This window comes from Cupriavidus sp. FW305-46 (assembly GCF_058787075.1).
Genome location: NZ_JBYSZI010000062.1, coordinates 23,634 through 38,216, shown reverse-complemented (window position 1 = coordinate 38,216; position 14,583 = coordinate 23,634). Strand labels below are relative to the sequence as shown.

Sequence of the window (14,583 nt, the reverse complement as noted above, 5' to 3'; positions counted from 1 at the left end):
CCGCCGCCCCAGCGGCCGCCACCCCATCCCCCGTAATACAGGTTCCAGCTGGTGTTCGGATAGCCATAAGCCGCGCGCGCGGCCGCGGCCTGCTGGTCGAGCGCGATCGCGGCGGCCTGCTCGCGCAGAATCTCCTGGTTCAGCGTGTCGAGCTTCTGCTTGTCGTCGGCCGTCAGCGGCGCTGGCGGGATGGCGTTGGGCGCCAGCCGCGCCGTGGGCGGCGAGCCGTTGGCGTCGCGCGGCAGCTCAGCGCAGCCTGTGGCCAGCAGCAGTGCGCCGGTCGCGGCGCAGGCGGCAATGGCGCGCAGCACGGCCGGCACGATGGCAGGGGATTCAGGCAGGGAGGGGGTGGCTCGGGCGGACATGGCTGTACTCAGGCTTGCTTGCGGCAGCTGGATGCTGCCATCGTACAGCCGTTGGACAGGACGGCAAGGCGGTTGTTTCCGCCGTGCCGCCCCGCGCCCGCCGCTCAGTGGTGCTGCTGCGCGCCGGCACCGGCGCCGGTGGCGACATGGGTGGCCGAGAACAGCTGGGCGCAGTCGACCGGATCGAACTCATAGCGCAGGCCGCAGAAGTCGCAGTGGATCTCCACCTGGCCGCGCTCGGCGATGATGCCTTCGATCTCTTCCTGGCCCAGCGACTGCAGCATGCCCGCCACCTTGGGGCGCGAGCAGGAGCAATGGAAATGCGGCGTCAGCGGCTCAAACACGCGCAGGCCGGCGGCCTGCAGGTCTTCCCAGAACAGGCGGCGCAGCAGGGTGTCGGGGGTCTCGGCCAGCAGTTCGTCGGCCTTGAGCGTGGCGCCCAGCTGCACGGCGCGGTCCCAGGTGTCCAGGTCCTGCGCGCGGACATGGCTGGCCAGCGGCGCGCCGGTCTCGCCGACTTCCGCGGTGCCGCCGTAGGCCGGCAGCTTCTGCAGCAGCATGCCGGCGGCGACGTGGTCGTCCGCCGCCAGCCACAGGCGCGTGTCGAGCTGCTCGGACGCCTGCATGTAGTGCTCCAGCACGGCGCTGATCGAGGCCAGCGGGCCGTGCGCGTCGGCCAGCGGCACAATGCCCTGGTACGCCTGCTGGCCCGGCAGCTTGTCCTTCGGGTCCAGCGTGATGGCAAAGCGGCCGTGGCCGTGGGCGTTGACCATCTGCGCCAGCGTGGCGTCGTCGGCGATGTGCGCGTCCTCGGCCAGCTTGGCGGTGGCGCGCATCGACAGGTCGGACAGGCATTCCACCACCAGCATGCGCACCGGGCCGTCGCCGTGCAGCTGCATCACCAGCGCCCCGTTGAACTTCAGGTTGGCCGACAGCAGCGCCGCGGCGGCCATCATCTCGCCCAGCAGCCGGCGCACCGGTGCGGGGTAGCTGTGGCGGCCCAGCACTTCTTGCCAGGTGGCTTCCATGCGCACCAGCTCGCCGCGCACGGGGGCCGCGTCGAACAGGAATTTCTGCAGGGTGTCGGGGGTGGTGGTATCGGTCACAATAATCTGTCGATGATTCGGTAGGTGCCGCCGCGGTCGTCAGCCGATCCGCTTGAGCTGTTGCTTGTACATGGCCTGCCGGGTGGCGTAGGTCTCGGCGTTGCGGTACAGGTTGGCGACGTCGGCGTCGGTCAGCTGGCGCACCACCTTGGCCGGCGCGCCCAGGATCAGAGAGCGGTCCGGGAAGACCTTGCCTTCGGTCACCACGGCACCGGCGCCGACCAGGCATTCCTTGCCGATCACGGCGCGGTTCAGGACCACGGCCTGGATCCCGATGAGCGAGCCTTCGCCCACGGTGCAGCCATGCAGCATGGCCTGGTGGCCGATCGAGACCTTGTCGCCCAGGGTCAGCGGGCAGCCCGGGTCGGTATGCAGCACCGAGCCTTCCTGGATGTTGGTGTCCTCGCCCACCACGATCGGTTCGTTGTCGCCGCGGATCACGACACCGGGCCAGGCGCTGGCGCGGGACTTGAGGGTCACGTTGCCGATGACGGTGGCTTCGGGGGCCACGTAGGCATCGCTGTCGATATTGGGCTTGACGTCGCCGAGCTGGTAAAGCGCCATGAGGTCTCCTGCACGAAAGGCTTTTGTTGAAGTGGGGGTTGCCGCCGGACTTTAAAGGGCCAGGGTGGGGGGCGGGCGCGCGGCGCCACGGCGACTGCGCGGCTTGCCCGGCAGTCGGGCACCGGCCAGGCCCTACAATGGCGGCAGACCCGGATTTTACGCTCATGCCAGAAAAAACACCCGCCGCCGCCTCGCCTGAACCGTCACTTTCGCCGCGCCAGCAGGCGCTGGCGGTGCTGTGCATGACGGATCCCCGGGAAAAGTCCGTGGCGGCGCGGGCACTTTACCGCCATGTGACGACATTGCCGGACGAGGCGCTCGCCGCCGGCGAGGCGATCCAGGCCGGTGCCGGCCAGGCCATCCCCGGCCGCCCCGCGCGGCCGCCGCTGGTGGCGCCGCAGGACGTCGAGCGGCGCCGCTCGCTGCATACCCCGGCCGGGCGCGCGGCGATGATCCATGCGCTGTGCCATATCGAGTTCAATGCCATCAACCTGGCGCTGGACGCGGCCTGGCGCTTCGCCGGCATGCCGCCCGGCTACTACCGCGACTGGCTGCGCGTGGCCGATGAAGAGGCGTACCACTTCACGCTGCTGGCCGACCACCTTGGCACGCTGGGCGCGGCCTATGGCGACTTCCCTGCCCACGACAGCCTGTGGGAGATGACCGACAAGACCGCCGGCGACGTGCTCGCGCGCATGGCGCTGGTGCCGCGCACGCTGGAGGCGCGCGGGCTCGATGCCTCGCCGCCGGTGCGCGCCAGGCTCGCCGGCGCCGGCGACCACGCCGCCGCGGCCATCATCGACATCATCCTGCGCGACGAGGTCGGCCACGTCGCCATCGGCAACCACTGGTACCGCTGGCTGTGCGCGCGGCGCGGCCTGGACCCCGTTGCCACCTACGCGCAGCTGGCCGGGCAGTACCGCGCGCCGAAGCTGCGCGGGCCGTTCAATCTCGAGGCGCGGCGCGCTGCGGGCTTCGATGAAGACGAACTGGCCTGGCTGGAGGCATCGGCCGGTTAGGCTTGCCGTCCCACACCTCAGCCGCGCGCGGGAAAGCCATGCCTGCGCGCCGACCAGACCACCAGCCAGGTTGCGGCGAGCAGGGCAGCCAGCACGGGCGGGAATGCGCCGATGCCGACGCCATCGAGCAGCATCCCGCCGATGACGCCGCCGCCGGCGATGGCAATGTTCCAGGCCGTGACCAGCATCGACTGGGCCACGTCCGCGGATTTGCCGGCGGTCTTCGCCAGCGCCGTCTGGAATAGCGTGGAAACGCCGCCGAAGCCCAGGCCCCAGATCGCGGCCGCGGCATAGACCACGGCCGGGTGCCCGCCTCCGGCCCCAAGCGCCAGCACCGCAAGCCCGAACAGCAGCGTGCTGGCCAGCGTCAGCGCCCGCAGCCACCGGTCGATCAGCACGCCGGTGATCCAGATGCCGGCGAGCGAGGCCAGCCCGAACACGAACAGGACCAGGTCAAGCCGTGCCCCGGCGTTGCCGGCTCGCAGGAACGGCGCGATATAGGTGTAGAGGATGTTGTGCGCCAGCACGAAGGCGAGCGTCACGAAAAGCACCGGACGCACGCCCGGCACGGTGAACACGCGCGCGATCGGCAGCCGCTGGCCGGCGGGCTGGCCGGCAAAATCCGGCACGCTGGCCAGCACCCAGGCAATCAGTCCCAGCGTCAGCACGCTGATGATGCCGAAGCACGCGCGCCAGCCCATGAGCGCACCGAGGAAGGTCCCGGATGGCACGCCCAGCGACAAGGCCAGGGGGATGCCAACCATCGCGACAGCAATGGCACGACCCTTGAGGTGATCGGGAACCATGCGCGCGGCATAGCCAGCCAGCAGCGCCCACAGCAGTCCGGCCGAGACCCCCGCAAGGAAGCGCGCCGCCATGGTCAGGACATAGTTGCCGGACCAGGCCGTCACGGCGTTGGCGACGGCAAAGCCCGCGATCGCAAGCAGCAGCAGCGGCCGTCGCCGCAGCCCTTGCGTGGCCGCCGTCAGCGGCATGGCGGCCACCAGTGAACCGAAGGCGTAGATGGTGACGAGCTGGCCGGCAAGCGGCTCGGAGATGGCAAGGCCCGCGCCGATCTGCGGCAGCAGCCCCGCCGGCAAGGCCTCGGTCAGGACGGTGATGAAGCCTGCGACGGCAAGCGCAAGCAGTGCCGGAAGCGGTAGCCGCGCAGGCTGCGCGTCCGGCTGTGCATTGTTCGCAAGCGAGTTGGTGGCTGTGGTCATGTTGGCGCCTGGATAAGGGGGTGATGTGTTGCTTGGATGGTTACGCGGCTGTGGGGGCGACACCGTAGACCGCGTCGCGCAGGTCGGTGACAAAGCGGCCGGACATGCCCTCGTACAGCGTGTTGGTGAACGCCACCACGCTCAGCCCCTGGCTGCGGTCGACGAACCAGGCGTGGCCGTAGGCGCCGCCCCAGCGCCAGGTGCCGGCAGCTTCCGGGGAGCCCGCCCGGCGCGGATCGCGCAGCACCGAGAAGCCCAGCCCGAAGCCGGTTCCCGGCGCATCGGGCAGGTCCAGGCCGCCAGTCTGGTTGCGCGCCATGTCCTCGACCAGGGCGGATGGCAGCAACGCGCCGCCGCCCTGGCGCAAGTTCTCCAGCAGGCGCAGGAAGTCGTGCGCCGTGCCCGCCATGCCCGCCCCGCCGGAGGGGAAGGCCTGCGCATTGAAGATGCGTGCGGGGCTGTAGGGAATGCCAACCGTGCCTTCGAGCACGGGCACGGTTTCGCCTTCGCGCAGGCGGTGCGGGTGCGGGCTGTCATTCACATACGGGGTCGGCACGCGGTGCGCATCGCGTGCCACGAAGCCGGTGTCGGCCATGCCCAGCGGGCCGGTCACCAGCTGGCTCACGGCCATGTCCAGCGGCGTGCCATGGACGCGCTCGATCAGTGCGCCCAGCACGTCGGTCGCGAGCGAGTAGCCCCACGCGGTACCCGGTTCGTACAGCAAGGGCACGCTGGCGATGCGCCGCAGGTTTTCCGCCAGGCTGATGGTGGTGTCGTCCATGCCGTCGGAGATGCCGGCGCGCGCATAGGGTCCGTCTTCATCGGACTCGAAGAAGCGATAGCCCAGCCCCGCGGTATGGCTGAGCAGCTGCCGCGCCGTGATACGTGCCGGTCGGCCATCGGCAAGGCGCGGGTGGAATTCAGGCAGCCAGCGGTCGATACCCTGGTCAAGCTCGAGACGGCCTTGTGCGACCAGCACCAGTGCCGCCACGGAGACGATCGGCTTGCTTACCGAAGCCAGCCGGAAGACCGCATCCATGCGCATCGGCTGTCCGCTTTCCCGATCGGCCAGGCCTGCCGCCTGCTGGTGGACCAGTTCGCCGTCACGGCTGACCAGCACGACGGCGCCGACCAGTCGCCGTTGCTCCAGCGCCTGCCGGACCACGGCGTCGATGCGCGCACTCAGGGGCGCGGGGAATGCAGGGGACACGCCCGGGGGCGGTGCAATCCTGGGGAGGGACACAGCGAATCCTTGTTCAATGAACCACCCGCTCACGATAAGGACCCGGCCATTAAAGAAAAAGTGGGCTACAGTTCCTTTTTCTCCGGAACTTTGTGTCCGCAATCGGGGGCATCATGGACAGCCTCAGTGGCTTCGCAGTGTTTGTGCAGGTGGCCGAGACCCGCAGTTTTGTCGCAGCAGGGCGCTTGCTTGGGGTGTCGGCCTCCGCCGTCGGCAAGAGCGTGGCGCGGCTGGAAGAAAGGCTCGGCGTACGGCTGTTCCACCGCAGCACGCGCAGCGTGACGCTGACCGCCGAAGGCACGCTGTTCCTGGAGCGCAGCCGCCGCGTGCTCGCCGAGATCGAAGCGGCGGAGCTGGAGCTGGCCGAAGCCACCGCGGCGCCGCGCGGCCGCCTGCGGGTGAGCCTGCCGCTGGTCAGTTCACTGGTCTTGCCCGTGCTGGGCGACTTCATGCGCGCGTATCCGGACATCGAGCTGGACCTGGATTTCACCGACCAGCTGGTCGATGTCATCGAGGAGGGCTTCGATGCGGTGGTCCGCACCGGCGAGCCCGCCGACTCGCGCCTGTCGGCGCGCAGGCTGGGTGCGTTCCAGGCGATGCTGGTGGCATCGCCCGGCTACCTCGCGCAGCGTGGCACGCCGAAGCTGCCTGCCGACCTGGCCGGGCATGCCTGCCTGCATTACCGCTTTCCCCACACCGGCAAGCTCGAGGCCTGGCCGCTGCGGCGCGCGCCGGGCGAGGCCGAGCTGGCGCTGCCGACATCGATGATCTGCAACAACATCGAGACGCGCCTGTGTTTTGCGCTGCGCGGCCTGGGTATTGCCTGCCTGCCGGATTTCGCCATCCGCGAGCAGCTCGCCGATGGCAGCCTGTGCCAGGTACTGGCTGGCCATGTGGGGCCGGCCAAGGCCTTTCACGTGCTCTGGCCGGCGAGCAGGCATCCCTCGCCCAAGGTGAGGGCGCTGGTCGATTTCCTCTGCGAGCGGGTCTTTCCTGCCTAGGCGCGCTTGCCCGCGCGCTCTTCCTCCAGCAAGCGCAGCACGCGCCGCTGGATCTTGCCGGTGGTGGTCATCGGCAGCTGGTCGATGAACTCGATCGCCTTCGGGTATTCATACGGCGCCAGCTGGCCGCGCACATGCGCCTGGAGCTCCGTGACCAGCGCCGCGTCGCCGTCGAACGAGCGCGCCACCGACGGCGTCAGCACCACGAAGGCCTTGACCACGGCGCCGCGCTCGGGGTCGGGCGAGGGCACCACGGCGCAGTTGGACACCGCCGGATGCTTGAGCAGGCAGTTCTCGATCTCGCTCGGCCCGATGCGGTAGCCCGAGGACTTGAACACATCGTCGGCACGCCCCTGGTACCACAGGTAGCCATCGGCATCGACGCGCGCCAGGTCGCCGGTGCGGCACCAGCGCAGGCCATCGCGCTCGGCGTACTTGCCCGCGGTGGCGGCCTCGTTCTTCCAGTAGCCGAGGAAGAACACCGGGTCCGGATGCCTGGCGCTGTCGGTGGCGCATACCGCGACCTCGCCGTCCTCGCCCGGCGCGCAGGGCCGGCCTTCGTCGTCGATCACCTGCACGCGGTGGCCCGGATAGGGACGCCCCATCGAGCCCGGCCGTGCCGGCCAGCCCAGCTGCTCGTCGTCGTTCTGCGCGGTGCAGTTGCCGACGATGTAGTTGATCTCGGTCTGGCCGAACATCTCGTTGACGATCACGCCCAGCGCATCGCGGCACCAGCCGAACACGGTCTCGCCCACGGCCTCGCCCGCGCTCATCAGCGCACGCAGCCTGATGTCGTAGCGCTGCCGCGGCTCGGGGCAGGCCTTCATCATCTGCTTGAGCGCGGTCGGGAACAGGAAGGTGTTGGTGACGGCGTAGCGCTCCAGCAGCTCGAAGGCGCGCTCGGCGGAGAAGCGGCCCTGGTAGCCGACGATGGGCTTGCCGAAATACAGTGCCGGCATCAGCGCATCCCACAGGCCGCCGGTCCAGGCCCAGTCGGCCGGGCTCCAGAACACGTCGTCGTCCTGCGGATACCAGTTCTGCGAGCAGACGAAGCCGGTCAGGTTGCCGATCAGCGCGCGGTGCGGGATCAGCGCGCCCTTGGGCGGGCCGGTGGTGCCGCTGGTGTAGATCAGCACCGCGGCCTCGTCGGCCTTGGTCTGCTCGGCGACAAAAGTCGGCAGCTGCGCGGCCAGCAGCACTTCCCAGTCGTGGTCGCCGCGGCCATGCGCGCCGCCGGCGGCAATCACGGTGGCCAGCGTCGGGCATTCCGGGCGCGCGGCCAGCACATTGTCGATGGAAGTCTCGTCGGCAATCGCCACGTTGGCTTCGCTGTGTGCGATACGGTAGGCCAGCGCCTCGGGCCCGAACAGCATCGACAGCGGCATGGCGATGGCGCCGAGCTGGTAGATCGCCATATGCGCGATCACGGTCTCGATCCGCTGCGGCATCACGATCGCCACGCGGTCGCCGCGTGCCACGCCCAGTGCGCGCAGCGCCGCCGACAGCCGGTTGGCTTCGGCCTGGATATGGGCAAAGGTATGCGCGTTGCGGCGGCCGTCCTCGTGCTCGGTATAGACCGCGATGCGGTCCATCGCGGCCGGGTCGCGCGCCCAGCGCCCGCAGCAGGCCTCGGCGATATTGAAATGCGGGGGGATTTCCCAGCGGAAGGATTCATACAGGGCGCGATAGTCGTCGCGCCGGCTTGCCGGCAAGGCAGCTAAGGCCATCCAAAGTCTCCGGTAGGTCCGGCTCGCGCGGCCACGGCGCCCCCGGGATGGCGGCGACCGCTATAATGCGCACAAGCGAACGATCGTTCTATTTTGTGTGGGCTTCCCTCGCCAGCCCCCGTGGCGCCGCGCCCGGCGGCAGGAAGACCCGCGCGCAAGGGTGGAGACAATGACAATCAAGGAAACCTCGCGGTCTGAATTTATCACGTTGCGCGGGCTGCGCTACCACGTGCGCCACTGGGGCCAGCCCGGCGCGCGCAAGCTGTTCATGCTGCATGGCTGGATGGATGTGGCCGCGTCGTTCCAGTTCCTGGTCGACCACCTGCGCGGCGACTGGCATGTGATTGCGCCTGACTGGCGCGGGTTTGGCGAGACCGACTGGCCCACGCGCTACCCGGGCACGCAGTCGTACTGGTTCGCGGACTATATCGCCGACCTCGAGGCCTTGCTCGACCATTACGAGCCCGACGGCCAGGTCGACCTGGTCGGCCACAGCATGGGCGCCAACGTGATCTGCCTGTATGCCGGCATCCGCCCGCAGCGCGTGCGCCGCGTGGTAGACCTGGAGGGCTTCGGCATGACGGCGACGCGGCCGGTGCATGCACCGAAGCGCTATGCGCGCTGGCTCGACGAACTGCGCACCGGCTCGGCGCTGAAGACGTATGACAGCGTGGACGGCGTCGCTGCCCGGCTGCAGAAGACCAACCCGCGCCTGCCCGACGACCGTGCCGCCTTCCTGGCCGCGCACTGGTCGCGACGCAATGCGGAGGGCCGCTGGGAGATCCTGGGAGATCCGGCGCACAAGCTGGTCAACCCGATGCTGTACCGGCTCGATGAGGTGATGGCGATCTGGGAGCAGGTCAGCGCGCCAGTGCTGCATGTGGAAGCGCGCGATTCTGAAACGCTGCGCAATATCGCCCACAAGCAGGCCATCGACGAATTCAAGGAGCGCTTCCGCGCCTTCCGCGACTTCCGTGAAGCGATGGTCGATGACGCCGGCCACATGCTGCATCACGACCAGCCCGCCGCGGTGGCGGAGCTGGTGGAATCGTTCTGCAGCGCGGTGTGAGCGCTGGCGCCGCCGCTCAGGCGTGCGTCAGCTTTTCCTTCAGCGCGGCGTTGTTGCTGGTGTGCACGTGCACCAGCGCCTTTTCCGGGAAGGCGTAGTGGTAGGCGCGGCGCAATGCCAGCGCGGCCTCGTGGAAGCCTGACAGGATCAGCTTCTGCTTGTTGGTGTAGTAGGCGATATCGCCCGCGGCAAAGATGCCGCGGCGCGAGCTTTCATAAGTGGTGGTGTCGACCAGGATGCGGCCGGCGCGCATGTCCATGTCCCACTGCGCGATCGGGCCCGGCTCGGACACCAGGCCGTACAGCGCCACCAGTTCATCGGTGGGCAGCACCGTGCTGCCGTCGCGGGTGCGCACCTCGACCTCGGTCAGCGGGCCGTCCTGGCCTTCGGTGCGCAGGGCGCCGAGCATGCCGACCACGAAATCCATCTCGCCGGCCGCCACTGCCTCGCGCATTTCCGCGACGGTGCCGTCGGCCGCGCGGAAGCCTTCGCGCCGGTGCACCAGCGTCACGCGCGCGGCCACCTTGCGCAGCGCCAGCGCCCAGTCCAGCGCCGAGTCGCCGCCGCCGGCCACCACCACGCGCTTGCCGGCAAAGCGCGACACATCGCGCACGGCGTAGTGCACGTGGCGGCCTTCCAGTGCCGGCGCTTCCGGCAGCGATACACGCTGCGGCGCAAACGCGCCCGCGCCGGCGCAGATCAGCGCCGCGGCGACATCGAAGCGCTTGCCGCCGTCAGTGGTGACCAGCAGGCGCTCATGGGCGGCATGCCCGTCAGGTGCCGGCTGCCGCGGGATTTCGGACAGGCTTTCCGCGCGCTGGCCGAAGTGCATCGGGAAATCGAACGGCGCGCATTGCTCCAGCAGCCGGTCGACCAGGTCCTGCGCCAGGCAGCCCGGCACGGCGGGGATGTCGTAGATCGGTTTTTCAGGATAGAGCTCGGTGCACTGGCCGCCGGCGCGGTCGAGCACGTCGATCAGCTCGCATCTGAGGCCGAGCACGCCGGCCTGGAACGCGGCAAAGAGCCCGACCGGGCCGGCGCCCACGATCAGGACATCGGTGGTGGTGACGGGGGCTGGTGCGAGGGGGGTAGCGGTGGACATTGGGCATGGCGGGCACGCCAGGTGCCCGCAAAAATGACAGTGCAAGGCCCGACTATACCCCGCACATCGCCCGTTTCCGCCCACGCCAGCGTTGCCGGCAGGGCTTTGGCATGGTGGCTTTCCAGGGGGCGCCGGCGTCACGCATGGAGGGGGCGACGGGAGTAGAATGGCCCCATGCAAAACGCCCACGCCATCAATGCCGACCTGCATTGCCATTCCACCGTGTCCGACGGCACGCTGGCGCCGCGCGCCATCGCGGAAATCGCCCGCGACGCGGGGGTCGCGTTCTGGGCCCTGACCGACCACGACGAACTGGGCGGGCAGGCCGAGGCGCGTGCCGCGGCCGAGGAGTTCGGCATGCGCTATGTGCCGGGCGTGGAGATCTCGGTGACCTGGGCCGGGCAGACCGTGCACATCGTCGGCCTGCAGATCGACCCGCACTGCCCGGAACTGATCGACGGCCTGACCGATACCCGCTCGGGCCGCGCGCGCCGCGCGCGCGATATTGCCGACGCGCTGGCAAAAGTGGGCATCACCGGCGCCTATGAAGGGGCGCTGCAGCACGTGGGCAACCCGGACCTGATCTCGCGCACGCACTTTGCGCGCTGGCTGGTCGACCAGGGCCGTTGCGCCACCGTGGGCGAGGTCTTCAGCGAGTACCTGTCGGAAGGCCGCCCCGGCTATGTCGGCCACCGCTGGGCCAGCCTGGCCGACGCAGTCGGCTGGATCCGCGCCGCCGGCGGCATCGCCGTGATGGCGCACCCGGGCCGCTACAATTACACCGATACCCAGCACGACGCGCTGTTCGATGAATTCACCGCCCTGGGCGGTGGCGCCGTCGAGGTCGTGACTGGCAGCCACACGCCCGACCAGTACCGCCGCTATGCCGCGGTGGCCCGCCACTACGGGCTGCTGGCCTCGCGCGGCTCGGATTTCCACGGCCCCGGCGAAGGGCGCGTCGAGCTGGGCAAGCTGCCGCCGCTGCCGCCGACGGTGACGCCGGTCTGGCACGACTGGTAGGCGCAAGCCCGGCCTGGCCGGGGTACCCCCCAGATTCCGCTCCGATCTGTCTGAATCCGCCACCCTGGTCCATGTCACAGTACTTCGAGATCCATCCGCTCAATCCGCAGTCGCGCCTGGTCAAGCAGGCCGCCCAGATCCTGCAGAAGGGCGGCCTGATTGCGCTGCCGACCGATTCCAGCTATGCGCTGGCCTGCCGGCTCGACGACAAGGCCGCCGTCGAGCGCCTGCGCCGGCTGCGCGGTATCGATGACCGCCACCACCTGACGCTGATGTGCCGCGACCTGTCCGAGCTCGGCAACTTTGCCCGCGTCGACAACCGGCAGTACCGCTGGCTCAAGGGCGCCACGCCGGGCCCGTACGTGTTCATCCTGGAAGCGACCAAGGAGGTGCCGCGGCGGCTGTCGCACCCGGCGCGCAAGACCATCGGCGTGCGCGTGCCTGAACACGCGATTCCGCTGGCGTTGCTGGGCGAGACCGGCGAGCCGCTGATCTCGGCCACGCTGCAGATGCCGGGCGACGAAGAGCCGCTCAACGACCCGGCGGAAATCCGCGCGCGGCTGGAGAAGCAGCTTGACCTGGTGGTGTGCGGCGGCCCGGCGCCGGCGCAGCCGACCACGGTGATCGACCTGACCAGCGGCGAGCCCGAACTGATCCGCGCGGGCCGCGGCGACGTCGAGCGCTTCGGGCTCTGAGTTCCCCGGGCGCTGCCACCCCGCCTGGCGGGTGCACGAGCGTGCGCCTGGGCGGCGCCGGGCCGTTACAATAGGGACCATGGATTCCTCCCTTATCCAGACCTTCGCGGTCTATGCCCTGCCGGTGCTGTTCGCCATCACGCTGCATGAGGCCTCGCACGGCTACGTGGCCAAGCTTTTCGGCGACGACACGGCCTATGCGCTCGGGCGCGTCAGCCTGAACCCGATCCGCCATATCGATCCGATCGGCACCATCGCGGTGCCGCTGCTGCTCTATATCATGACCAGCGGCCAGTTCGTGTTCGGCTATGCCAAGCCGGTGCCGGTGGCGTTCGAGCGCCTGCGTAACCCGCGCTGGCACGGCATGTGGGTGGCGCTGGCCGGGCCGGCCAGCAATGTGGTGCAGGCCTTCGTCTGGGTGCTGCTGGCCATCGGCCTGACCTGGGGCGGCGTGCGCGAGCCGTTTTTCGGCGAGATGGCGCTGGCGGGCGTGCGCGTCAACCTGGTGGTGGCGGCCTTCAACCTGTTCCCGGTGCCGCCGCTGGACGGCGGCCGCGTGCTGACCGCGCTGCTGCCGCAGGGCATTGCCCGCGCGGTGTCGCGCATCGAGCCGTACGGCATCTTCGTGGTGCTGGCGCTGGTGGCCGCTGGCGTGATCACCACGATCTGGATGACGCCGGTGGTCAATGTGCTGATGTCGCTGATCGAGCTAATGCTGCGCCCGATCGTGATGCTGCTGCAGTGACGTGCCGGGGAACGCCATGACGCTATCGCATGCCGGGCTTTCGGCCCCCTCCCCCTGGGTTGCCCGCTGGGCCCACCTGCTGCGCCCCGGCGCGCGGGTGCTGGACCTGGCCTGCGGCAGCGGCCGCCATGCCGCCTGGCTGGCGGCGCGCGGCCACACGGTGCTGGCCGTCGACCGCGACGCCGAGGCCATCGCCGGCCTGCCGGCCGGCGTGACCGGCCGGGTGGCCGACCTGGAGCAGGGCGCCTGGCCGCTGGCCGGCGAGGCGCCGTTCGACGCCATCGTCGTCACCAATTACCTGCACCGGCCGCTGTGGCCGCACCTGGCGGCGGCGCTGGCGCCCGGCGGCATGTGGATTTATGAAACCTTTGCCGCGGGCAATGAAACCGTCGGCAAGCCGTCGCGGCCGGATTTCCTGCTGCGGCCGGGCGAATTGCTCGAAGTGGCGCGCCAGCATGGCCTGCGCGTGGTCGCCTATGAGGATGGCCTGGTCGAAGTGCCGAAAACAGCCTTCGTGCAGCGGATATGTGCGGTGCGCGAGGCGGCTGCCGGCGCCGATGCGCCCGCGCCGGCACGCTACCGGCTCGACGCCTGAGCCAAGCACGGCGCTGTCGGCGAGAATGCCGCTGCACACGTTGAAACAGTTGGTATCAACCCCTGTCCGGGCGGCGGTCGAAGCGGCCTGCGGTTCCGGTACAATCCCGTTATTCGCATCCCGAATTCCTTAACGTTATGACACAGATTACCGGCAGCATTGTCGCCATCGTTACCCCGATGCATGAAGACGGCAGCCTGGACTTCCCGGCCCTGCGCGCACTGGTCGACTGGCACGTGGCCGAAGGCACCGACGGCATCGTGATCGTGGGCACCACCGGCGAGTCCCCGACAGTTTCCGTCGAGGAGCACTGCGAACTGATCCGCGTTGCCGTGGAACAGGCCGGCAAGCGCATCCCGATCATCGCGGGCACCGGCGGCAACTCCACCAAGGAGGCCATCGAGCTGACCGCCTTCGCCAAGAAGGTGGGCGCCGATGCGTCGCTGCAGGTCGTGCCGTACTACAACAAGCCGACCCAGGAAGGCATGTACCGGCATTTCCGCACCATCGCCGAAGCGGTGGAGCTGCCGGTGCTGCTGTACAACGTGCCGGGCCGTACGGTCGCGGACATGAACAACGAGACCATCCTGCGCCTGGCGCAGGTGCCGGGCATCGTCGGCGTCAAGGAAGCGACGGGCAATATCGACCGCGCCGCGCAGCTGATCAAGGACGCGCCGGAAGGCTTTGCCATCTACAGCGGCGACGACCCCACCGCGGTTGCGCTGATCCTGCTGGGCGGCCACGGTAATATCTCGGTCACCGCCAACGTGGCACCGCGCAAGATGCACGAGATGTGCGTTGCGGCGCTCAAGGGCGACGTCGTCACCGCGCGCCGCCTGCACATGGAGCTGATCGGGCTGAACAAGGCCATGTTCATCGAGGCCAACCCGATCCCGGTCAAGTGGGCGCTCCAGCAGATGGGCAGGATGGAAGGCGGTATCCGCCTGCCGCTGACCCCTCTGTCCGAGGCCAACCACGACTATGTACGCAAGGCACTGGCCGCCGCCGGCCTGCTGGCCTGATCTTTCGCGGCGTCCTGCTGTCGCACCACCTACTAGGATTGCGTGTCAATGAAACTGAAGCTTAACCGCCGCGGGGCGACGCAAGTC

Annotated in this window: 15 protein-coding genes; 8 read left to right on the top strand and 7 right to left on the bottom strand. The window is 69.4% G+C overall.

From position 1 onward, the window contains the following. From AC3WON_RS25435 to AC3WON_RS25425, 3 genes are all read right to left on the bottom strand, one after another. Positions 1-365 (bottom strand): hypothetical protein (locus AC3WON_RS25435; RefSeq protein WP_492352999.1); only part of this gene is annotated, 365 nt, incomplete at its 3' end. Between the two features lie 104 nt (positions 366-469). Further along, on the bottom strand, positions 470-1,471 hold the full coding sequence (gene hslO / locus AC3WON_RS25430; protein WP_492320831.1) for an Hsp33 family molecular chaperone HslO: 1,002 nt from the start codon (positions 1,469-1,471) through the stop codon (positions 470-472). 39 nt (positions 1,472-1,510) lie between these two features. Continuing rightward, the gene (locus tag AC3WON_RS25425; protein WP_010808992.1) at positions 1,511-2,035 is read right to left on the bottom strand and encodes a gamma carbonic anhydrase family protein; all 525 of its coding nucleotides are present in this window, start codon (positions 2,033-2,035) and stop codon (positions 1,511-1,513) included. Positions 2,036-2,172: 137 nt separating this feature from the next. Here AC3WON_RS25425 and AC3WON_RS25420 point away from each other — a divergent pair, with 137 nt between their 5' ends. Continuing rightward, on the top strand, positions 2,173-3,054 hold the full coding sequence (locus AC3WON_RS25420) for a ferritin-like domain-containing protein (RefSeq protein WP_492320830.1): 882 nt from the start codon (positions 2,173-2,175) through the stop codon (positions 3,052-3,054). A 17-nt stretch (positions 3,055-3,071) separates the two neighbouring features. Here AC3WON_RS25420 and AC3WON_RS25415 read toward each other — a convergent pair whose 3' ends face one another. Further along, a complete protein-coding gene (locus AC3WON_RS25415; RefSeq protein WP_492320829.1) occupies positions 3,072-4,277 on the bottom strand; it encodes an MFS transporter in 1,206 nt (401 codons plus the stop codon). 40 nt (positions 4,278-4,317) lie between these two features. After that, positions 4,318-5,487 (bottom strand): serine hydrolase domain-containing protein, encoded by a 1,170-nt coding sequence (locus AC3WON_RS25410; RefSeq protein WP_492352998.1) that lies wholly within the window; start codon positions 5,485-5,487, stop codon positions 4,318-4,320. 146 nt (positions 5,488-5,633) lie between these two features. Between AC3WON_RS25410 and AC3WON_RS25405 the strand changes: the two genes are divergently transcribed. Continuing rightward, entirely contained in the window at positions 5,634-6,521 is an 888-nt protein-coding gene (locus tag AC3WON_RS25405) for a LysR family transcriptional regulator (RefSeq protein ID WP_492320827.1), read from the top strand. Here the strand turns inward: AC3WON_RS25405 and AC3WON_RS25400 are convergent. Then, positions 6,518-8,248 (bottom strand): acetate--CoA ligase, encoded by a 1,731-nt coding sequence (locus AC3WON_RS25400; RefSeq protein WP_492352997.1) that lies wholly within the window; start codon positions 8,246-8,248, stop codon positions 6,518-6,520. The genes AC3WON_RS25405 and AC3WON_RS25400 overlap by 4 nt on opposite strands. A gap of 169 nt (positions 8,249-8,417) precedes the next feature. Between AC3WON_RS25400 and AC3WON_RS25395 the strand changes: the two genes are divergently transcribed. Then, positions 8,418-9,317: an alpha/beta fold hydrolase gene (locus AC3WON_RS25395; protein ID WP_492320826.1), complete on the top strand. Its 900-nt coding sequence runs from the start codon at positions 8,418-8,420 to the stop codon at positions 9,315-9,317. A 16-nt stretch (positions 9,318-9,333) separates the two neighbouring features. Here the strand turns inward: AC3WON_RS25395 and AC3WON_RS25390 are convergent, their stop codons facing one another. Beyond that, complete coding sequence (locus tag AC3WON_RS25390; protein WP_492352996.1) at positions 9,334-10,419, bottom strand: NAD(P)/FAD-dependent oxidoreductase; 1,086 nt, start codon at positions 10,417-10,419, stop codon at positions 9,334-9,336. A gap of 174 nt (positions 10,420-10,593) precedes the next feature. Here AC3WON_RS25390 and AC3WON_RS25385 point away from each other — a divergent pair, with 174 nt between their 5' ends. The 5 genes from AC3WON_RS25385 to dapA all read left to right on the top strand — a co-directional run bounded on the left by AC3WON_RS25385 (position 10,594) and on the right by dapA (position 14,496). Beyond that, a complete protein-coding gene (locus AC3WON_RS25385; RefSeq protein WP_492352995.1) occupies positions 10,594-11,439 on the top strand; it encodes a 3',5'-nucleoside bisphosphate phosphatase in 846 nt (281 codons plus the stop codon). Positions 11,440-11,510: 71 nt separating this feature from the next. After that, complete coding sequence (locus AC3WON_RS25380) at positions 11,511-12,134, top strand: L-threonylcarbamoyladenylate synthase (RefSeq protein WP_492320823.1); 624 nt, start codon at positions 11,511-11,513, stop codon at positions 12,132-12,134. Between the two features lie 79 nt (positions 12,135-12,213). Beyond that, the gene (locus AC3WON_RS25375; protein WP_492320822.1) at positions 12,214-12,879 is read left to right on the top strand and encodes a site-2 protease family protein; all 666 of its coding nucleotides are present in this window, start codon (positions 12,214-12,216) and stop codon (positions 12,877-12,879) included. A 16-nt stretch (positions 12,880-12,895) separates the two neighbouring features. Continuing rightward, positions 12,896-13,474 (top strand): class I SAM-dependent methyltransferase, encoded by a 579-nt coding sequence (locus tag AC3WON_RS25370; protein WP_492352994.1) that lies wholly within the window; start codon positions 12,896-12,898, stop codon positions 13,472-13,474. 137 nt (positions 13,475-13,611) lie between these two features. Then, positions 13,612-14,496: a 4-hydroxy-tetrahydrodipicolinate synthase gene (gene dapA, locus AC3WON_RS25365; RefSeq protein WP_010808980.1), complete on the top strand. Its 885-nt coding sequence runs from the start codon at positions 13,612-13,614 to the stop codon at positions 14,494-14,496. Positions 14,497-14,583 lie beyond the last annotated feature (87 nt).